18 protein-coding genes are annotated in these 19,375 nt (G+C 60.1%); 11 read left to right on the top strand and 7 right to left on the bottom strand.

Annotated features, from left to right (window positions below; translation table 11 throughout):
* Positions 1-72: 72 nt before the first annotated feature.
* From dgcA to HBO23_RS06170, 3 genes are all read right to left on the bottom strand, one after another.
* Positions 73-2,133 carry a dimethylglycine demethylation protein DgcA gene (dgcA, locus tag HBO23_RS06180; protein WP_099550382.1) on the bottom strand — a complete coding sequence of 687 codons (2,061 nt, stop codon included), beginning with the start codon at positions 2,131-2,133 and terminating at the stop codon, positions 73-75.
* A 16-nt stretch (positions 2,134-2,149) separates the two neighbouring features.
* Positions 2,150-2,680 (bottom strand): DUF5943 domain-containing protein, encoded by a 531-nt coding sequence (locus HBO23_RS06175; protein WP_008033249.1) that lies wholly within the window; start codon positions 2,678-2,680, stop codon positions 2,150-2,152.
* Between the two features lie 67 nt (positions 2,681-2,747).
* A complete protein-coding gene (locus tag HBO23_RS06170; RefSeq protein ID WP_014720245.1) occupies positions 2,748-3,725 on the bottom strand; it encodes a dipeptidase in 978 nt (325 codons plus the stop codon).
* A 219-nt stretch (positions 3,726-3,944) separates the two neighbouring features.
* Here HBO23_RS06170 and HBO23_RS06165 point away from each other — a divergent pair, with 219 nt between their 5' ends.
* Both HBO23_RS06165 and HBO23_RS06160 read left to right on the top strand, forming a co-directional pair.
* A complete protein-coding gene (locus HBO23_RS06165) occupies positions 3,945-4,346 on the top strand; it encodes a lysozyme inhibitor LprI family protein (RefSeq protein WP_017139363.1) in 402 nt (133 codons plus the stop codon).
* A gap of 40 nt (positions 4,347-4,386) precedes the next feature.
* On the top strand, positions 4,387-4,803 hold the full coding sequence (locus HBO23_RS06160) for a DUF3010 family protein (protein WP_138451718.1): 417 nt from the start codon (positions 4,387-4,389) through the stop codon (positions 4,801-4,803).
* Between the two features lie 113 nt (positions 4,804-4,916).
* On the opposite strand, the gene HBO23_RS06155 is transcribed toward HBO23_RS06160, so the two are convergent.
* On the bottom strand, positions 4,917-6,107 hold the full coding sequence (locus HBO23_RS06155; RefSeq protein WP_017139365.1) for an AAA family ATPase: 1,191 nt from the start codon (positions 6,105-6,107) through the stop codon (positions 4,917-4,919).
* Positions 6,108-6,175: 68 nt separating this feature from the next.
* Positions 6,176-7,120: a GlxA family transcriptional regulator gene (locus HBO23_RS06150; protein ID WP_099550379.1), complete on the bottom strand. Its 945-nt coding sequence runs from the start codon at positions 7,118-7,120 to the stop codon at positions 6,176-6,178.
* 194 nt (positions 7,121-7,314) lie between these two features.
* Here HBO23_RS06150 and HBO23_RS06145 point away from each other — a divergent pair, with 194 nt between their 5' ends.
* The 6 genes from HBO23_RS06145 (at position 7,315) to HBO23_RS06120 (ending at position 12,672) form a co-directional block, all read left to right on the top strand.
* Positions 7,315-8,259, top strand: coding sequence for a choline ABC transporter substrate-binding protein (locus HBO23_RS06145; RefSeq protein WP_017139367.1), 945 nt, complete (start codon positions 7,315-7,317; stop codon positions 8,257-8,259).
* 77 nt (positions 8,260-8,336) lie between these two features.
* Positions 8,337-9,224 (top strand): 3-keto-5-aminohexanoate cleavage protein, encoded by an 888-nt coding sequence (locus HBO23_RS06140; protein ID WP_017139368.1) that lies wholly within the window; start codon positions 8,337-8,339, stop codon positions 9,222-9,224.
* Positions 9,225-9,379: 155 nt separating this feature from the next.
* A complete protein-coding gene (locus HBO23_RS06135) occupies positions 9,380-10,345 on the top strand; it encodes an L-carnitine dehydrogenase (protein WP_170036872.1) in 966 nt (321 codons plus the stop codon).
* A gap of 117 nt (positions 10,346-10,462) precedes the next feature.
* Positions 10,463-10,942: a thioesterase family protein gene (locus tag HBO23_RS06130; protein ID WP_170036870.1), complete on the top strand. Its 480-nt coding sequence runs from the start codon at positions 10,463-10,465 to the stop codon at positions 10,940-10,942.
* A 9-nt stretch (positions 10,943-10,951) separates the two neighbouring features.
* Positions 10,952-12,112, top strand: a complete 1,161-nt coding sequence (locus tag HBO23_RS06125; RefSeq protein WP_170036861.1) for a gamma-butyrobetaine dioxygenase — start codon at positions 10,952-10,954, stop codon at positions 12,110-12,112.
* Between the two features lie 296 nt (positions 12,113-12,408).
* Positions 12,409-12,672, top strand: a complete 264-nt coding sequence (locus HBO23_RS06120; protein ID WP_017139371.1) for a hypothetical protein — start codon at positions 12,409-12,411, stop codon at positions 12,670-12,672.
* Between the two features lie 109 nt (positions 12,673-12,781).
* On the opposite strand, the gene HBO23_RS06115 is transcribed toward HBO23_RS06120, so the two are convergent.
* Complete coding sequence (locus tag HBO23_RS06115) at positions 12,782-13,885, bottom strand: GlxA family transcriptional regulator (RefSeq protein WP_005792167.1); 1,104 nt, start codon at positions 13,883-13,885, stop codon at positions 12,782-12,784.
* Positions 13,886-14,386: 501 nt separating this feature from the next.
* Complete coding sequence (locus HBO23_RS06110) at positions 14,387-15,763, bottom strand: L-serine ammonia-lyase (RefSeq protein ID WP_099550375.1); 1,377 nt, start codon at positions 15,761-15,763, stop codon at positions 14,387-14,389.
* Between the two features lie 414 nt (positions 15,764-16,177).
* On the opposite strand from HBO23_RS06110, the gene HBO23_RS06105 reads away from it, so the two are divergent.
* The 3 genes from HBO23_RS06105 to choV all read left to right on the top strand — a co-directional run bounded on the left by HBO23_RS06105 (position 16,178) and on the right by choV (position 19,212).
* Positions 16,178-17,125, top strand: coding sequence for a choline ABC transporter substrate-binding protein (locus HBO23_RS06105; RefSeq protein ID WP_099550374.1), 948 nt, complete (start codon positions 16,178-16,180; stop codon positions 17,123-17,125).
* Between the two features lie 66 nt (positions 17,126-17,191).
* Positions 17,192-18,037, top strand: coding sequence for a choline ABC transporter permease subunit (choW, locus tag HBO23_RS06100; protein WP_017139374.1), 846 nt, complete (start codon positions 17,192-17,194; stop codon positions 18,035-18,037).
* On the top strand, positions 18,034-19,212 hold the full coding sequence (gene choV / locus HBO23_RS06095; protein ID WP_170036859.1) for a choline ABC transporter ATP-binding protein: 1,179 nt from the start codon (positions 18,034-18,036) through the stop codon (positions 19,210-19,212). The genes choW and choV overlap by 4 nt, the downstream gene beginning before the upstream one ends.
* Positions 19,213-19,375 lie beyond the last annotated feature (163 nt).

The raw sequence follows: 19,375 nt of genomic DNA, 5'->3' as shown, positions 1-19,375 counted from the left end.
GACCGAGTCGCCTGCATCGCGGGCAAGCCCGGCTCCCACATTGACCGGTTCCCACAGTGGTTCGGTGGTTGCCTAGAAATCCTTGCACAAGCGCAGGGCGTCATAGATAGCGGCGTGGGTATTACGCTGCGCCACACAGTCACCAATGCGGAACAGCAAGTAGCCGTCACCCGCTTCGCTCAAGCACGGCTGCGGCTTGATCGCGAACAAGGCTTCGACGTCAATCTGGCCCTTGTTGCGCGAACCTTCCTTGAGCCCGTAGTAGATAGCTTCGTCCGGGCGCACGCCGTTCTCGACCACCACTTGGTCAACCACGCGTTCTTCCTTGGCGCCGGTGTATTCGTTCTCCAGCACCGCCACCAGCTTGTCGCCCTCGCGGTAAACCTTTTCCAGCATCATGTCGCCGGTCATGATCACTTCTTTGGGGTACATGCTGCGGTAGTAAGTCGGGAACGACGTACCGCCAATCGCCACGCCAGGCTTGATGTCGTCGGTGACGATTTCCACCTGGCTGCCTTTGTCGGCCAGGAAGTCCGCCACCGACATGCCGGTGAACTCGCAGATGGTGTCGTACACCAGCACGTTCTTGCCCGGCGCGACTTTGCCGTCGAGCACGTCCCAACTGCTGACTACCAGGCCTTCAGCGGCGCCCCAATGTTCGTTCTGCTCGATAAACGGATGCCCGCCGACGGCCAGCACCACGATGTCAGGGCGCAGGTCGAGGATGGTCTCGGCATCCGCCGCCACGCCCAGGCGCAGGTCGACTTTCAAGCGCGCCAACTCCAGCTGGAACCAGCGGGTGATACCAGCAATCTGGTCACGCTGCGGGGCTTTGGAGGCGGTGGTAATTTGCCCGCCGATAAACTCTTTCTTCTCCAACAGGGTCACGTCGTGGCCACGTTCGGCCGCGACCCGCGCCGCTTCCATCCCGGCCGGACCGGCACCGACCACCACGACTTTGCGTTTGGCCCCGGTGGATTTCTCGATGATGTGCGGCACGCCCATGTATTCACGGGAGGTCGCGGCGTTCTGGATGCACAGCACATCCAGGCCCTGGTATTGGCGGTCGATGCAGTAGTTGGCGCCGACGCATTGTTTGATCTGGTCGATCTGGCCCATCTTGATCTTGGCGATCAGGTGCGGGTCGGCGATGTGCGCACGGGTCATGCCGACCATGTCCACATAGCCGCCTTCCAGAATGCGCGTGGCCTGGTTCGGGTCCTTGATGTTCTGTGCGTGCAGCACTGGAACCTTGACCACTTCCTTGATACCGGCCGCCAGGTGCAGGAACGGCTCCGGCGGGTAGCTCATGTTGGGGATCACGTTGGCCAGGGTGTTGTGGGTGTCGCAACCCGAGCCCACCACGCCGATAAAATCGAGCATGCCGGTGTCGTCGTAATACTTGGCGATTTGCTTCATGTCCTCGTGGGACAAGCCGTCCGGGTGGAACTCGTCGCCACACAGGCGCATGCCCACGCAGAAGTCGTCACCGACCTCGGCGCGCACGGCCTTGAGTACTTCCAGGCCGAACTTCATGCGGCCCTCGAAGGTGCCGCCCCATTCGTCGGTACGCTTGTTGACCCGCGGGCTCCAGAACTGGTCGATCATGTGCTGGTGCACCGCGGACAGTTCCACACCATCCAGGCCACCGGCCTTGGCGCGCTTGGCGGCGCTGGCGTAGTTGCCGATCACGCGCCAGATTTCTTCCGGCTCGATGGTCTTGCAGGTAGCACGGTGCACCGGCTCACGCACGCCGGACGGTGACATCAGGGTTGGCCAGTTAAAGCCGTCCCAGCGCGAGCGACGGCCCATGTGGGTAATCTGGATCATGATCTTGGCGCCATGCTTGTGCATGGCGTCGGCCAGGTTCTGGAAGTGCGGGATGATGCGGTCGGTGGACAGGTTCACCGAACTCCACCATTCCTGCGGGCTGTCGATGGCCACCACCGAGGAGCCGCCACAGATCGCCAGGCCGATACCGCCCTTGGCTTTCTCTTCGTAGTACTTCACATAGCGGTCGGTGGTCATGCCGCCGTCGGTGGCATACACCTCGGCGTGGGCGGTACTGAGCACGCGGTTGCGGATGGTCAGTTTGCCGATCTGGATCGGCGCAAACATTGCTTCGAAAGCCATGGCACGGTTCCTCGACTTACAACGGCTTGACGGTGAACAGGCCGTCGTCATGGCCCTCTTCGGAGCCTCCGTAAACTTGCTCGGCTACGGTGCGAATCTTGCTGCCGCGCGCCTGCAGAATCTGGTCCATGGCACCGGCAAACCAACCGGTGAACATGTAGTCCACTTTGCGCCCGACCTTGCCGTACACGTAGACAAACGCCGAGTGTTCCAACTTGACGCTGGCGGTGCCTTTATCGAGGTCGATGTCCTGGATCTTGAACAGGCCCCAGCCGCGTTGCGACAGGCGCTTCATGTAGTGCTCGAACACCGCAACGCCTTCCAGGCCGTGGCACTCAGCTTCTTTTTCACACCAGTGCCAGGCAGATTTGTAGCCGGCCTTGTAGAGGATTTCGGCGTAGGCGTCGGCGCCCAGCACTTCTTCGATGCCCATGTGGTTGTTGACGAAGAAATGCCGTGGCACATATAGCATCGGCAGGGCGTCGGAGGTCCAGACACCGGTTTCGCTGTCGACTTCGATAGGCAATTGCGGGGCGATTTTGGCCATGGAAACTTAACTCCAGAAAATTCTCAGGTATGCCCCGACGCGAACGGTCGGGGAGAAATGCGGTGGCTTATTCGCCCCAGACGTCTTTCAAGACATTGACCCAGTTCTCGCCCATGATCTTGCGCACCACGCGCTCGCTGTGGCCGCGTTTGAGCAAGGTCTCGGTGAGGTTGGGGAACTCGCCCACGGTGCGGATGCCCAGCGGGTTGATGATCTTGCCGAAGCTGGTCAGACGGCGGGCGTAGCCTTTGTCATGGGTCAGCATTTCAAAGAAATCCTGGCCATGGCCCTGGGTGAAGTCGGTGCCAATGCCAATGGCGTCTTCGCCGACGATGTTCATGGTGTATTCGATGGCTTCGGCGTAGTCGTCGATGGTCGAATCGATGCCCTTGGCCAGGAACGGCGCGAACATGGTCACGCCGACAAAACCGCCATGGTCGGCGATGAACTTGAGTTCTTCATCGGACTTGTTGCGCGGGTGTTCTTTAAGGCCCGACGGCAGGCAGTGGGAGTAGCACACCGGCTTTTTCGATTCGAGGATGACTTCTTCGCTGGTCTTGGAACCGACGTGGGACAGGTCGCACATGATGCCGACACGGTTCATCTCACCGACGATCTCACGACCAAAGCCCGACAGCCCGCCGTCACGCTCGTAGCAACCGGTGCCGACCAGGTTCTGGGTGTTGTAGCACATCTGCACCACACCCACGCCGAGCTGCTTGAAGATCTCGACGTAGCCGAGTTGGTCCTCAAACGCATGGGCGTTCTGGAAGCCGAAGATGATGCCGGTCTTGCCCTGCTCTTTTGCACGGCGAATGTCGGCGGTAGTTTTCACCGGGATCACCAGGTCGCTGTTTTCACGGATCAGGGTCTGGCTGGCAACGATGTTGTTGATCGTGGCCTGGAAGCCTTCCCACACCGACACCGTGCAATTAGCGGCGGTGAGGCCACCTTTGCGCATGTCTTCGAACAGGTCGCGGTTCCACTTGGCAATAATCAGACCGTCGATAACGATGCTGTCGGCGTGCAACTCGGCTGGGCTCATCAGGCGTCCCCTTATTGGCGATTCATGCGCCGAATCGTCTGCCGGCGCTTTGGGGCCAGCATATGCTCAGGGGCCGACGGAGCCGGGTGCAAAAACGACAGGGGAATTGCCGAAAGCGTCAATCAGCGACAAAGGCCTACATGACATAGCTGACAGGTGGCTGTTCTTTGTCCCACGCTTGAGCCAGAATTTGCTCATCACCTGATATGAGACGGCGCAATGAAATCGATTTTCCTGGCTTTGGCACTCATCGCAACCGGCGTACACGCCGCTGAAGACACCGACAGCACGCCCTGCGATGGCATCGAAAACGACAAACAAACCCTGGAATGCGCCACCTATAACAAAACCACCGCCGAGCAATTGCTCAAGGATAACTACCAGGGCTTGCTGGAACGCATGGGTTCGACCTATGGCAGCAACAAGTCGCAACTGGCCGACATTACCGCTCGTCTGAAGGATGCCCAGCAAAAATGGGAAAAACTGCGCGATGCCGATTGCGCGGTGGACACCTTCCCGGCGGTGAATGGCAGCAAGGACTACGCGATTCAACAGAATGACTGCCTGGCGCGAATGAGTGATGAGCGGTCGGAGTTTTTGGAGTCGATCGGGCAGGAATAAGCGACAATCCCGTCACTTTTTCTCTGAAACCAGGCTATCCATGACTATCTGCGGCATCGAAATCAAAGGCAGCGAAGCCATCATCGCTGTCGCCTCCCTGGACAACCAGGCGCTGACCCATGTGGCCCTGGCCACCAAGAAAATCGCGCTTGAAGACGACGATGAGGCGGCCAACGTCAAAGCCTTCGCCGCCCAAGTGAAGGCGTTTGTGCAAGAAAACGCCATCACCCGCATCGCGATCAAAAAACGCAGCAAGAAAGGCGAATTCGCCGGTGGCCCGACCACGTTCAAGATTGAAGGGGTGTTTCAGTTGCTCGACGGTGTTGAGGTGGCATTGCTGTCGCCGCAGACCATCAATGCGCAGAACAAAAAGCACGATTTTGCCCTGCCGGCCTCGCTGAACAAGTATCAGCATGAGGCCTTCAAGGCGGCGTGTTCGGCGCTGGTAAAAAAGTAAGCCACACCACCAATCCCCTGTGGGAGCTGGCTTGCCTGCGATGGCGGTTTGTCAGATAACGCTGTACTGCCTGATCTACCGCTATCGCAGGCAAGCCAGCTCCCACATTTGATTTATGGTGTCTTTGAATTCGCTGTACGGCTTCTGTGCAGCAGCCAATCGCCAAAGGATTTGTCTTCCAGGGCATACCCGCCGCGACTCGACTTCCACACTAGCTCTTTGTCACGCAAGGCATCGATACAGGCCTGAATGGTCTGGGTGCCCGGCACCACGTCGCTGCCCATGTCCTCCAGTGCCTTGCTGACCGCCGTGAGTGTACTGTCGGTAAACGGCGCAAAAGGCTCGTTGTTCTGCGAACGCACCACCATCACCTCCAACACAGCACGCTGGGGAATGGTGAGGTTGTTCCACGCGCTTTCAAATTCGGTCCACACGCCGGCACGCAACAGTTCGGCGCGGCTGTGCAGCAGTTGGCCCAGGTTGCTCGCCTCGCCCAACTCCAGCGCCACTTCGCCGATGATGGTACGCAGCATCTCCGGGCGCCGGCCGACCAGTTCAAAGGCTTCGTCGATGTCCGCCGCGTTGAACTGATTGGTTTTGGCCAAATGCGCGTTGAGGTGCAGGGTGTAGGCCTGGGTAAACTCTTTGCCGAGCAAAGGGAACGGGGTAATGCTGGAGCCGAAGAATGGCTGGCTTTTACCGAGGACCAAATGCGCAAGCTTGTCGCGATTGGAGCCAGTGAATACCAGGCGCAAGCCACTGCCCTCCTCGTCACGGCCCTGGTTGAGCTGATCCCGGGCAGCTTTCAACGCGAACATCGCGTTGATACCAGGCTCGGTGGTTAATGCGTGCTGCGCTTCGTCAATCACCAGCACGACAGGCTTTTCGGCTGCGCTGTGGAGCAACTCCAAGGCTTGGGTCAGCGTCGCGCCAACCGGCAATTGTGGCTTGCTGAAGTCCCAGGAAAGGGTACGCAGGAAGCTTAGTTTCTCGATTCCAATGTTCTTGGCCAGCTTGCGAATGCCCTTTTCATAGGGCACCAGCGCCGCAGCAATCGCGCTGGCAATCAACTCCGCGGGGTCTTTTTCTTTGTCAGCCCAGAGATCGACATACACCGTCAGCCAACCCCGCAACTGGCACTCCGGGATCAAGTCTTCGCGCAAAAAGGTGCTTTTGCCGGTGCGTCGAGGTGCTGCGAGGAACAGGCCTGAAGTGAAATCCTGAATCCCGGCGCCCACCAAGCCATCAGCAATGCTGCGAGCCAGCGTCGGGCGGCGAAACACAAAGCCGCTGTGCTTGGACATGGTTTTATACTCAATTATTGGAAGCACTATAAATTATAGTCGTGAGTATAATTGACTATAATTGCCGGTCAAACCACCTCCCGTCGCCGATCCTCTCTCGGGCACTTGGCAAACCGCGCCCTGTAGCTGCGGGTGAAGTACGACGGCGACTCAAACCCGCACGCAATGCTCACTTCCAGCACGCTCATGTCGCTCTGGCGCAACAACTGCCGGGCTTTTTCCAGGCGCAGGCCGAGGTAGAAGTTACTTGGCGTGTCGTTCAGGTGCAGGCGGAATAGCCGTTCCAGCTGACGCCGGGTGACTTTAATTGCATCGGCCAACGCCAAGGTGCTCAGTGGCGGCTCGGTGTGTTGCTCCATTTCACCGATCACCTGCACCAACTTCTTGTTGTTGATGCCATAGCGCGTGGCGATCTGCATGCGCTGGTGGTCCTTGCGCGGGCGGATGCGCCCGAGTACGAATTGCTCGGACACCTGGATGGCCAGGTCCGGGCCGTGGGCCTGGGCGATCAGGTCGAGCATCAGGTCGATGGAGGCGGTGCCACCGGCGCAGGTGATGCGCCGGCGGTCAATCTCGAACAGTTCCTGGGTCACGGTGAGCTGTGGATAAGATTCCTTGAACGCGTCGATGGCTTCCCAGTGCAAGGTCAAGCGGTGGCCGTCGAGCAAGCCTGCTTCGGCGAGCACGCAGGCGCCGGTGTCGATGGCGCCGAGGGTGACGCCGTCGAGGTCGAGGCGGCGCAGCCAGTGTTCAAGTGCGGGCGTGGTGAACTTCAAGGGTTCGAAGCCTGCGACCACCATCAGCGTCGCGCCTTTTTTCAGCGGCTCCAATGCGGCGTCGGCGTTCACCGACATGCCATTGCTCGCCAACACCGCGCCGCCATCGGCACTCAACACGTGCCAACGGTACAACTCGCCGCGAAAGCGGTTGGCCACGCGCAGCGGTTCCAGCGCGGAGATAAAGCCGATGGCCGAGAAACCCGGCATCAGCAGAAAGTAGAAATCCTGGGACATGGTGGCGCTCTCGTAGGACGGGCAGCGTGCTCACTGTGATACGCCAGTTCAACGGGCCATTCAAGAGCACAGGTCGCTGCAGTGCAAGAGCTGGTCGCCGCCGTGCGCTTTGCCTCCCCTCAAGCTGCGTAACTTGATCCCACGGCGCACAAAGACGCCGGCACCCACAATAACGACCTGCCGAGGGATCCACCATGAACCGACTGATCAGCCGCTGCGTGCTTGCACTCAGCGCCAGCGCCATCTTAAGCACCAGCGTATTCGCGGCCGACGCAGAGTCTTGCCGGAACGTGCGCATGGGCGTGGTGAACTGGACCGACGTAATCGCCACCAGCGCCATGACCCAAGTGTTGCTCGACGGCCTCGGCTACAAGACCAAACAAACCAGCGCTTCCCAGCAAATCATCTTCGCCGGTATCCGCGACCAGCGCCTGGATATGTTCCTGGGCTACTGGAACCCGCTGATGACCCAGACCATCACGCCGTTTGTGGACGCCAAGCAAGTCAAAGTCCTCGACAAACCCAGCCTGGAAGATGCGCGCGCCACCCTCGCGGTGCCGACTTATCTGGCGGATAAAGGCCTGAAAACCTTCGCCGATATCGCCAAGTTTGAAAAAGAACTGGGCGGCAAGATCTACGGCATCGAGCCAGGCTCGGGCGCCAATACCCAGATCAAGGCGATGATCGCCAAGAACCAGTTCGGCCTCGGCAAGTTCCAGTTGGTGGAGTCCAGCGAAGCGGGGATGCTCGCCGCCGTCGACCGCGCCGTGCGCCGCAAGGAGGCCGTGGTGTTCTTCGGCTGGGCGCCGCACCCGATGAACGTCAACGTCGCCATGACTTACCTCACCGGCAGCGACGACGCCCTTGGCCCGAACGAAGGCATGGCCACGGTGTGGAGCGTCACTTCGCCGACCTACGCCGAGCAGTGCCCCAACGTGCACAAACTGCTGACCAACCTGACGTTCACCGCCGCCGACGAGAGCCGAATGATGCAGCCGTTGCTGGATCACAAAGATGCCCTCGAGTCGGCCAAGCAGTGGCTCAAGGACCACCCGCAAGACCAGCAGCGCTGGCTCGAAGGCGTGACCACCTTCGACGGCAAACCGGCTGCGGCCAACCTGCAACTGACCAGCAAATAACCTGATTCGCATCACCGTATCGCAGTCGCTGTTGGCTGCGAACGGCATCACTACGCCCGCCTGTAAGGAACCGCCTCATGAACCACGACGTCATCATCACCTGCGCACTCACCGGTGCTGGCGACACGACCAGCCGCAGCCCGCACGTGCCGGTCACTCCCAAACAAATCGCCGCAGCCGCGGTGGAAGCCGCCAAGGCCGGCGCCACCGTGGTGCACTGCCATGTGCGCGACCCGCAAACCGGCAAGTTCAGCCGCGACGTGGCGCTGTATCGCGAAGTGATGGAGCGCATCCGCGAGGCCGACATCGACATCATCGTCAACCTCACCGCCGGTATGGGCGGCGACCTGGAAATCGGCGGCGGCGAGAACCCGATGGAGTTCGGCCCCAACACCGACCTGGTCGGCCCGCTGACGCGCCTGGCCCATGTTGAGGAGTTGCTGCCGGAGATCTGCACCCTGGACTGCGGCACGCTCAACTTCGGCGATGGCGACACCATTTACGTCTCTACCCCGGCGCAACTGCGGGCGGGCGCCAAGCGTATTCAAGAGCTGGGCGTTAAGGCCGAGTTGGAAATTTTCGACACCGGCCACCTGTGGTTTGCCAAGCAGATGATCAAGGAAGGTTTGCTCGACAACCCGCTGTTCCAGCTGTGCCTGGGCATCCCATGGGGCGCACCGGCCGACACCACCACCATGAAAGCCATGGTCGACAACCTGCCTGCCGACGCCGTGTGGGCCGGCTTCGGTATCGGCCGCATGCAAATGCCCATGGCGGCGCAAGCGGTGCTGCTGGGCGGCAACGTGCGGGTCGGCCTGGAAGACAACCTGTGGCTGGACAAAGGCGTGCTCGCCACCAATGGCCAACTGGTGGAGCGCGCGAGTGAAATCCTCAGCCGCCTGGGCGCGCGGGTCATGACCCCGGCGGAGGGCCGAATCAAGATGGGCCTGACCAAGCGCGGCTAACTCAGACACCACAAAACCCTGTGGGAGCCGGGCTTGCCCGCGATAGCGGTACACCTGCACCGAATGCACCAACTGATACACCGATATCGCAGCGGTGCGACGATTCGACAAGCCAGCTCCCACATTGATCACCGAATTATTCAGGGATTGTCGACATGAGCTTTATCACCGAAATCAAAACCTTCGCCGCCCTCGGCAGCGGTGTTATCGGCAGCGGCTGGGTGTCCCGCGCCCTGGCCCACGGCCTGGATGTGGTGGCCTGGGACCCGGCGCCTGGCGCTGAAGCAGCGCTGCGCAAACGTGTTGCCAACGCCTGGGGCGCCTTGGAGAAACAAGGCCTGGCGCCGGGCGCCTCTCAGGATCGCCTGCGCTTTGTAACCACCATTGAGGAATGTGTAAAAGACGCCGACTTCATCCAGGAAAGCGCCCCGGAACGCCTGGAGCTGAAACTCGAACTGCACAGCAAGATCAGTGCAGCGGCCAAGCCGAATGCGCTGATTGGCTCGAGCACTTCAGGTCTGTTGCCGAGCGAGTTCTACGAAGGTTCCACCCACCCGGAACGCTGCGTGGTCGGCCACCCCTTCAACCCGGTTTACCTGTTGCCGCTGGTGGAAGTGGTGGGCGGAAAGAACACCGCGCCGGAGGCAATTCAGGCGGCGATCAAGGTGTATGAATCCCTCGGCATGCGCCCGCTGCATGTGCGTAAGGAAGTGCCGGGGTTTATCGCTGACCGCTTGCTCGAAGCGCTGTGGCGTGAGGCGTTGCACCTGGTCAATGATGGCGTGGCAACCACGGGCGAGATCGATGACGCGATTCGTTTTGGCGCCGGTTTGCGCTGGTCGTTCATGGGCACATTCCTGACTTACACCCTCGCGGGCGGTGATGCCGGAATGCGCCACTTCATGGCCCAGTTCGGCCCGGCGTTGCAGTTGCCGTGGACGTATTTACCGGCGCCGGAGCTGACCGACAAGTTGATTGACGATGTGGTCGACGGCACCAGCGATCAGCTGGGTAAGCACAGCATTTCGGCGCTGGAGCGCTATCGTGATGATTGCTTGCTGGCGGTATTGGAAGCGGTGAAAACCACCAAAGCCAAACACGGCATGAGCTTCGCTGAATAACCGCTGTTGATCTGTGTGGGAGCTGGCTTGCCTGCGATAGCGATGCAAAATTCACCATCGCCATCGCAGGCAAGCCAGCTCCCACATTTTGACTGCATACATTCTGGAATATATGTGATGCCTGCACTGACCACCTACACCACCCACATCCAGCCCGACTGGGTGGATTACAACGGCCACCTGCGTGATGCGTTTTACCTGCTGATCTTCAGCTACGCCACGGACGCGCTGATGGACACCCTCGGGCTGGACAGCGAAAACCGCGAAGCCAGCGGCCACTCGCTGTTCACCCTGGAACTGCACCTGAACTACCTGCACGAAGTAAAACTCGGCGCCGAGGTGGAGGTGCACACCCAACTGATCGCCCACGACGCCAAGCGGTTGCACCTCTATCACAGCCTGCACCTTGTGGGCGACGCGAAGGAGTTGGCCGGCAACGAGCAGATGCTGCTGCACGTCGATCTGGCGGGGCCGCATTCAGCGCCGTTTACCGAGGCCACGCTGGAGAAACTGGCAACCATCAGTGCCGAACAGGCCGATCTGCCGCGCCCTGCCTTGCTGGGCCGAGTGATCGGATTACCACCCAAAAAACAATAAGGAATCACCATGCAAACCGCCGCCGCTGTTGCCGATTTCCGTACTTACCCGAAGATCTGCGACCTTGCCGAGGCGCAGGTACTGGACAACCAGATTCGCGTGCAGTGGGCCGATGGGCGGGTCAGCCCGTTCCATCATCAGTGGCTGCGGGACAACTGCCCCTGTGCCCAATGCGTGTACAGCGTGACCCGCGAGCAGGTGCTGGAAATTGTCGATGTGGACGAGCATCTGCGCGCAGTCAGCGCGCGCATAGATCAAGGTTTTCTGTGCGTGGAATGGTACGGCGGCCATCGCAGCCAGTACGATCCAGGCTGGTTGCGCGCCCATGCCTATGACGATCAATCACGCGCCGAACGCCGCGCTGCCAAACCCCAGTCGCAACTGTGGGGCAGCACCTTCGAACTGCCCATATTTGAATACTCAGCGGTGATGGAAGACCCCAACGCCCTGTTGCAATGGCTGCTGGCCTTGCGTGACGGCGGCCTTACGCAAATCCGTGGCGTGCCCACCGAACCAGGCTCGCTGGCACTGATCGCCAAGCGTATTTCGTTTATCCGCGAGAGCAACTTCGGCGTGCTGTTCAACGTGCAGTCCAAGGCCGATGCCGACAGCAATGCTTACACCGCTTTCAACCTGCCGCTGCACAGTGATTTGCCGACACGGGAGCTGCAACCGGGGCTGCAATTTTTGCATTGCCTGGTGAACGACGCTGACGGTGGCGAGAGCATTTTTGTCGATGGGTTTGCCATCGCCCAGGCGCTGCGCACGGAAGACCCCGAGGCGTTTCGCGCCCTGTGTGAAATCCCGGTGGAGTTTCGCAATAAAGACCGGCACAGCGACTACCGCCGCCTGGCCCCGATCATTGCGCTGGATGCCTTGGGCGATGTGGCGGAGATCCGCATGGCCAACTTTTTGCGCGGGCCGTTTGAGGCACCGGTGGAGCAGATGCCGTTGTTGTATCGGGCGTATCGGCGCTTTATTGCGATGACGCGGGAAGACCGTTTTCGACTGGTCAAACGCCTGAATCCGGGTGAGTTGTGGTGCTTTGATAACCGCCGCACCTTGCATGCGCGCAATGCGTTTGACCCGGCTTCGGGAGCGCGGCATTTTCAGGGTTGTTACATTGATCGGGATGAGTTGTTGTCCCGGATATTGGTGTTGCAGAGGTAGACCGGGGTGCGGCCATCGCAGGCAAGCCAGCTCCCACAAACCCCGGCAAAAAAAGCCCCGGGCCAGCCGTGACTGGATCGGGGCAGAGTGCTTGGTGTGAGCGTGACATCCCGAGGGTGACCAAACCTTCAAGGTGCGTGCCTGGCCTCCAGTGTGCCTATTGTTGCTATCGGTAAATGACCCGAAAACGACCTGTTCATAGCCATCTGAGCCATTCGCCGATTCTGCCCTTGCCGACCGGCCGAGGGCCTACCAGAATCCCATTCAATCCCGTTCCCTACACCAGGATAAACGTCATGATGCACGCGGACTTGATTGACCAGGATGACCTGCTGAGCCAGCTGCGCTCGCTGGGTTTTGAGGTATCCAGCGGCGCCAGCGCCGAGCAGGCTTGCGAGTGTGCGGTGCGCGGTTTGAGTGCCGCACGGGCCAAGGCACTCAAGGGCATGGTGGAGCAGATGTACACCGGCAGCGCGACGATTTTGCCGGCGGTGCGCCAGGCGATCGACAAGCAGTTGTTGCCGGCTTTGGTGCAGTTCAAACAAAGCTCGGGCGCCTGATAGACCGCTATCGCAGGCAAGCCAGCTCCCACATTTGACTGGGTTCACAATTCAAATGGGAGAGCTGGCTTGTCGGGTCGCCGCATCGCTGCGATAAAGCCACCTCGGTCTAAAGCCTTACACTGGCAAACGTCGACTCATTACGCGCCTGGCTCAACGCCGACATCGGCCCCGACAACGGTGACAACACCAGCGCCTGCGGAATCGGCATCATCGCCACTTGCTGGGTGGTGTTGGAACCTACGCGCTCATCGCGTGGCGGAATGCCAAAGTATTCGCGGTAGCACTTGGAGAAGTGCGGCGTGGACACAAACCCGCACACCGACGCTACTTCGATGATCGACATCGGCGTTTGCTTGAGCAACTGCCGTGCACGGATCAGGCGCAATTTGAGGTAGTAGCGCGATGGCGAGCAGTGCAGGTATTTCTGGAACAGCCGCTCCAGCTGGCGGCGCGACACGGCGACGTACACCGCCAGTTCGTCCAGGTCGATCGGCTCTTCGAGGTTGGCTTCCATCAGCGCGACGATTTCCTGCAGTTTCGGCTGGTTGGTGCCGAGCATGTGCTTGAGCGGCACGCGCTGGTGATCCTGTTCATTGCGGATGCGCTCGTACACAAACATCTCGGAGATGGCCGCCGACAATTCACGGCCGTGGTCGCGGCTGATCAGGTGCAGCATCATGTCCAGCGGCGCGGTGCCGCCCGAGCTGGTAAAGCGGTTACGGTCGAGGGTGAACAGGCGCGTGCTCATGGCCACGCGCGGGAAGGCTTCCTGCATCGACGCCAGGCATTCCCAGTGCACGCTGCAATCGAAACCGTCGAGCAAACCGGCGCAGGCCAGGGCCCAACTGCCTGTGCACACGGCGCCGAGGCGACGCGACTGGCGCGCCTGGCTTTGCAGCCACGACACGTGCTCACGGGTAACGGTACGCTGGATTCCCACGCCACCGCACACAATCACAGTGTCCAGGGCCGGGGCTTTGTGCATGGAGGCATCGGGGGTGATTTGCAGACCGTCGCTGGCCCACACTTGGTTGCCGTCGACACTCAGGGTTGTCCAGCGATACAGCTCGCGGCCGGACAGCTGGTTGGCCATGCGCAGCGGTTCCACTGCCGAAGCCAGGGAAATCAGCGTGAAATTGTCCAGCAGCAAAAAGCCGATGGATTGAGGCGCACGGTTCTGGGGTTGGGCCCCGGAGTTGAACGACGTCATCGCGGTATCTCCTCACACAAAGCGGGTGATGGCCTCAGGCGAGGCTCTTGTTATTGCGTTCGTCTCCAGCAAGGAGCGAGGCTTTGAATGGGTAGAGCAAATGCCATGCCTAAAATTGAATGGCCATCCAATAACTCCTAAAAACGACCTGATGACGCGTCTATATAAGCCCGCGCGGGGAGTGCGGAATATGGCCAGAAATGGACGTCAGACCGGCCCTGCTCTGGGGTGTGAGCAGATCGGTAGCACTTGTGGGAAGGCGCTTTGCGGGCGTGGGAAAAGTCTGTCACCGCACGCACGGGTGACGAGTGGTGAGGCACGGAATCGTTCGCAAGCTACTTATCTATTTGCGACGCGCTAAAAGGTGGCGCTTTTGGGTTCCGGTGTTCACTTTATGAGCAGTGGTGCTGCAACTACCGCCATCGCAGGCAAGCCAGCTCCCACAGGGGAATGCATTCCAAATGTGGGCGCTGGCTTGCCTGCGATGGCGGCATTAGTGAATCAACACTCTACTGCGCTGACGGCCAAACCACCCCGCGAAGTCTCTTTGTACTTGTCATGCATATCCGCGCCGGTATCGCGCATGGTGCGGATCACCCGGTCAAGGGAAATGAAGTGCTGACCATCACCGCGCAGCGCCATCTGCGCGGCGTTGATCGCCTTCACCGCCGCAATCGCGTTGCGCTCGATGCACGGCACTTGCACCAGCCCGCCGACCGGGTCGCAGGTCAGGCCGAGGTTATGTTCCAGGCCAATTTCGGCGGCGTTGCACAGTTGCTCCGGCGTGGCGCCGAGGATCTCGGCAAGTCCCGCAGCGGCCATGGCACAGGCTGAACCGACTTCACCCTGGCAGCCGACTTCGGCGCCGGAAATCGAGGCGTTTTTCTTGCACAGAATCCCGACGGCCGCAGCGCTCAGCAAATAGTCGACCACGTTGGCTTCGGTGACTTCTTCGCTGAACTTCATAAAGTAGTGCAGCACCGCAGGAATAATCCCCGCCGCGCCATTGGTGGGGGCGGTGACCATGCGCCCACCGGCGGCGTTTTCTTCATTGACCGCCAGGGCGAAGAGGTTGACCCACTCCATGGCGCTCAAGGTCGAGCCAATCACGTTCGGTTTGCCCAGCTCCTGCAAACTGCGGTGCAACTTGGCGGCGCGGCGACGCACATTCAGGCCACCGGGCAGGATGCCTTCGTGCTTGAGGCCCTGCTCCACGCAGTCTTGCATGGCGCGCCAGAGCTTCATCAGGCCACTGCGGATTTCGTCTTCGCTGCGCCAGGTTTTTTCGTTGGCCAACATTAGTTCGGCGACGCGCAGGTTGTGGGTCTTGCACAACTGCAACAGCTCCACAGCACTGGAAAAATCATACGGCAGTTCGGTACGGTCCATATCGGCCACGCCGCTCTGCGCCTGGGCCTCGTCCACCACAAAACCACCACCGACTGAATAGTAGGTGCCGCGGTGCAGTTCGCCGTCATCATCGAACACCACCAGGGTCATGGCGTTGGGGTGGAACGGCAGGTTTTCGTCGAGCAGGCGCATATCGCGTGCCCAGACGAAGGGCACCGGCAGGCGGCCGTCGAGCAAGAGCGTGTCGGTCTCGCGCAGGGTGTGAATACGCAGGCCGATTTGCGCCGGGTCGATTGCGTCCGGCCACTCGCCCATCAGGCCCATGATGGTCGCCGTGTCGCTGCCATGGCCGATGCCGGTGGCCGACAACGAGCCATATAGCTGAACTTCAACGCGACGTACTTGTTCCAACACTCCACGTTCACGCAAGTGCTGAACGAACAACGCTGCGGCGCGCATGGGGCCGACGGTGTGAGAACTAGAAGGCCCGATGCCGATCTTGAACAGGTCGAAAACACTGATAGCCATTGCGGTAGAACTCCTCGATAAGCACGGCCAGGCTTGAACGAGGTGCTACGCTCAGATCGCCCAGATGGCGGCATCATCAAGCTTTTGCTTGCCTTCACGGCGTCTCACACCGACGTAACCATGCTCAACAACGCCGCTCTCGTGTGATCGGGCATTTTGGCCGTTTTTAGCGGTTCAGATCGGTAAAAACTGCGGTTTTGCCATTGGAAAAATCTGTAAGCGACGTCACCGACACTGGATACGACCATCCCTGTACTGGATACGACGCCCCCTGTAGGCGTCAGATTTTCACTGGTACATGATCAGTCTCGACTCGTTTGCAAGGCACCGTGCCGTCGCCTCGATGCACGCCCCAACCGCAACACTTATAAAGCGCGGCGAATGCCGCCAGAAAAGACACAGGAGTCTACCCCGATGAAAGGTTCACCCTCGTTGTTGTTGGCCGCCATGCTGAGTCTGCCAGTCCTGGCACACGCTGCAGAACCGGAACAGTGCAAGACCGTTAACTTCTCCGATGTCGGCTGGACCGACATCACTGTCACCACCGCGACCACCAGCGAAGTCCTCAAGGGCCTTGGCTATAAACCGCGCACCACGATGATTTCGGTACCGGTGACCTACAAGTCCCTGGCCGACGGCAAGAACATGGACATCTTCCTCGGCAACTGGATGCCGACCATGGAAAACGACATCAAGCAATACCGTGATGCCGGCACCGTGGAAACCGTGCGCGCCAACCTGGAAAACGCCAAGTACACCCTGGCGGTCCCGGAGGCGCTGTACAACAAGGGCCTCAAAGACTTCGCCGACATCGCCAAATTCAAGGATGAGCTGGGCGGCAAGATCTACGGCATCGAGCCGGGTAACGACGGCAACCGCACTATCCAGACCCTCATCGACAAAGACGCCTTCGGCCTGAAAACCGCGGGTTTCAAAGTGGTTGAGTCCAGCGAAGCCGGGATGCTCTCGCAGGTGGAACGCGCCTCCAAGCGTGACCAGGCCATCGTGTTCCTGGGCTGGGAACCGCACCCGATGAACACCCGCTTCAAGATGAAGTACCTGACCGGCGGAGACGACTCGTTCGGCCCCAACTACGGCCAGGCCACCATCTACACCAACGTTCGCAAGGGCTACACCCAGGAATGCAGCAACGTCGGCCAGTTGCTGAAAAACCTGTCGTTCACCTTGAACATGGAAAGCACCCTGATGGGTAACGTCCTCGACGACAAGATGAAGCCCGACGCCGCAGCCAAAGCCTGGCTGAAGAAGAACCCGCAAGTGCTCGACACCTGGCTCGCCGGTGTGACCACGGTTGATGGCAAACCCGGTCTGGAGGCCGTCAAGGAATACCTCGCCAAGTAAGTGCTGACCCCGGGGCGGTGCGCTGCCCCGGGATGTTTTCCCCTTCGCATGTGGACATTCACTACCATGCTGACTGAACAGAAAATCCCACTAGGCCAGTACATCGCTGCCTTCGTCGAATGGTTGACCAAACATGGTGCCAACTACTTCGACGCCATCGCATCGACCCTGGAAACGATGATCCACGGCGTGACGTTCGCGCTGACCTGGTTCAATCCGCTGGCATTGATCGGTCTGATTGCGCTGCTGGCTCACTTTATTCAACGTAAATGGGGCCTGACCGTTTTTGTCATCGCCTCCTTCCTGCTGATCCTCAACCTGGGGTACTGGCAGGAAACCATGGAGACCCTCGCGCAGGTGTTGTTCGCCACCCTGGTCTGCGTGGTCATCGGTGTGCCGCTGGGCATTGTTGCCGCACACAAACCGCTGTTCTACACCATGATGCGGCCGGTGCTCGATCTGATGCAGACCGTACCGACCTTCGTCTACCTCATCCCTACCCTGACCCTCTTCGGGCTGGGTGTGGTGCCTGGCTTGATCTCCACGGTGGTGTTCGCGATTGCCGCGCCTATCCGCCTGACCTACCTGGGTATCCGCGATGTACCGCAAGAGTTGATGGACGCCGGCAAGGCCTTTGGCTGCTCGCGCCGTCAGTTGCTCTCACGCATTGAACTGCCCCACGCCATGCCGAGCATTGCCGCCGGCATTACCCAATGCATCATGCTGTCGTTGTCGATGGTGGTGATCGCGGCCCTGGTGGGCGCCGACGGCCTCGGCAAGCCGGTGGTCAACGCACTCAACACCGCCGACATTGCCCTGGGCTTTGAAGCCGGCCTGGCAATCGTATTGCTGGCCATCATGCTCGACCGCATCTGCAAACAACCCGACGCCAAAGTAGGGGGTGATGCATGAGCATTATCCGATTCGACAATGTCGACGTGATCTTCTCCAAAGACCCACGCGAAGCGCTCAAGCTGCTGGACCAGGGCATGAGCCGTAACGAGATTCTGAAAAAGACCGGGCAGATCGTCGGCGTTGAAAAAGCCAGCCTGGACATTGAGAAGGGCGAGATCTGCGTGCTGATGGGCCTGTCCGGCTCCGGCAAGTCGAGCCTGCTGCGCTGCATCAACGGCCTCAACACCGTAAGCCGCGGCCAGCTGTTTGTGGAGCACGAAGGCCGCCAGATCGACATTGCGTCCTGCACGCCCGCCGAGCTGAAAATGATGCGCACCAAGCGCATCGCCATGGTGTTCCAGAAGTTCGCGCTGATGCCGTGGCTGACGGTGCGCGAGAACATCAGCTTTGGCTTGGAGATGCAGGGCCGCCCGGAGAAAGAACGGCGCGCGCTGGTGGATGAAAAACTTGAACTGGTGGGCCTGGCCCAATGGCGTAACAAGAAGCCCGACGAGCTCTCCGGCGGCATGCAGCAGCGCGTCGGCCTGGCCCGCGCGTTGGCGATGGACGCCGATATCCTGCTGATGGACGAACCCTTCTCGGCCCTCGACCCGCTGATCCGCCAGGGCCTGCAAGATGAGCTGCTGGAGCTGCAACGCAAGCTGAGCAAGACCATCGTGTTCGTGAGCCACGACCTGGATGAGGCGCTGAAACTAGGCAGCCGCATCGCGATCATGAAAGACGGCAAGATCATCCAGTACAGCGTGCCGGAAGAGATTGTGCTGAACCCGGCGGACGACTATGTGCGCACCTTCGTCGCCCATACCAACCCGCTGAACGTGCTGTGCGGGCGCAGCCTGATGCGTACCGTAGCGAACTGCACCCACGTCAACGGCTCCATCAGCCTGGACCCGGGCGGCGATTCGTGGCTGGACCTGGCCGAAGGCAATGTGATCAAGGGCGCACGCCAGAACGGCACGCCGTTGAACCTGCAGAACTGGGCGCCGGGGCAACCGGTGGAAGGTTTGGGCCGGGTACCGACGCTGGTGGATTCCAATATCGGCATGCGCGATGCGTTGCAGATCCGGTATCACACGGGGAACAAGCTGGTGTTGCATAACAACAACCAGGTGGTGGGGATTCTGGGGGATAGCGAGCTGTACCATGCCCTGCTGGGCAAGAACCTGGGCTAGTCGGCACCGCAAAACCAACTGAAGAAACTGGGTCAATGTGGGAGCTGGCTTGCCTGCGATAGCTTTTGTGAATTCACCACCGCTATCGCAGGCAAGCCAGCTCCCACATTTGACCTCATTCCAAGCCTGGAACAGCGGCGCCAGTGACGGCGCCGCTCGGCTC

This window comes from Pseudomonas sp. WS 5532, assembly GCF_012985445.1.
Lineage (GTDB): Bacteria > Pseudomonadota > Gammaproteobacteria > Pseudomonadales > Pseudomonadaceae > Aquipseudomonas > Aquipseudomonas edaphica.
The sequence above is the reverse complement of the archived record's forward strand: the minus strand, read 5'-3'. Positions and strand labels throughout refer to the sequence as shown.

Excerpts from the sequence above, each read along its gene's own strand:
- HBO23_RS06150 (WP_099550379.1), bottom strand. The coding sequence starts at position 7,120 with ATGTCCCAGGATTTCTACTTTCTGCTGATGCCGGGTTTCTCGGCCATC.
- HBO23_RS06140 (WP_017139368.1), top strand. The coding sequence starts at position 8,337 with ATGAACCACGACGTCATCATCACCTGCGCACTCACCGGTGCTGGCGAC.
- HBO23_RS06145 (WP_017139367.1), top strand. The coding sequence starts at position 7,315 with ATGAACCGACTGATCAGCCGCTGCGTGCTTGCACTCAGCGCCAGCGCC.
- choW (WP_017139374.1), top strand. The coding sequence starts at position 17,192 with ATGCTGACTGAACAGAAAATCCCACTAGGCCAGTACATCGCTGCCTTC.
- HBO23_RS06175 (WP_008033249.1), bottom strand. The coding sequence starts at position 2,680 with ATGGCCAAAATCGCCCCGCAATTGCCTATCGAAGTCGACAGCGAAACC.
- HBO23_RS06170 (WP_014720245.1), bottom strand. The coding sequence starts at position 3,725 with ATGAGCCCAGCCGAGTTGCACGCCGACAGCATCGTTATCGACGGTCTG.
- HBO23_RS06125 (WP_170036861.1), top strand. The coding sequence starts at position 10,952 with ATGCAAACCGCCGCCGCTGTTGCCGATTTCCGTACTTACCCGAAGATC.
- HBO23_RS06115 (WP_005792167.1), bottom strand. The coding sequence starts at position 13,885 with ATGACGTCGTTCAACTCCGGGGCCCAACCCCAGAACCGTGCGCCTCAA.
- HBO23_RS06105 (WP_099550374.1), top strand. The coding sequence starts at position 16,178 with ATGAAAGGTTCACCCTCGTTGTTGTTGGCCGCCATGCTGAGTCTGCCA.
- HBO23_RS06130 (WP_170036870.1), top strand. The coding sequence starts at position 10,463 with ATGCCTGCACTGACCACCTACACCACCCACATCCAGCCCGACTGGGTG.
- HBO23_RS06135 (WP_170036872.1), top strand. The coding sequence starts at position 9,380 with ATGAGCTTTATCACCGAAATCAAAACCTTCGCCGCCCTCGGCAGCGGT.
- HBO23_RS06160 (WP_138451718.1), top strand. The coding sequence starts at position 4,387 with ATGACTATCTGCGGCATCGAAATCAAAGGCAGCGAAGCCATCATCGCT.
- HBO23_RS06165 (WP_017139363.1), top strand. The coding sequence starts at position 3,945 with ATGAAATCGATTTTCCTGGCTTTGGCACTCATCGCAACCGGCGTACAC.
- HBO23_RS06110 (WP_099550375.1), bottom strand. The coding sequence starts at position 15,763 with ATGGCTATCAGTGTTTTCGACCTGTTCAAGATCGGCATCGGGCCTTCT.
- HBO23_RS06120 (WP_017139371.1), top strand. The coding sequence starts at position 12,409 with ATGATGCACGCGGACTTGATTGACCAGGATGACCTGCTGAGCCAGCTG.
- HBO23_RS06155 (WP_017139365.1), bottom strand. The coding sequence starts at position 6,107 with ATGTCCAAGCACAGCGGCTTTGTGTTTCGCCGCCCGACGCTGGCTCGC.
- choV (WP_170036859.1), top strand. The coding sequence starts at position 18,034 with ATGAGCATTATCCGATTCGACAATGTCGACGTGATCTTCTCCAAAGAC.
- dgcA (WP_099550382.1), bottom strand. The coding sequence starts at position 2,133 with ATGGCTTTCGAAGCAATGTTTGCGCCGATCCAGATCGGCAAACTGACC.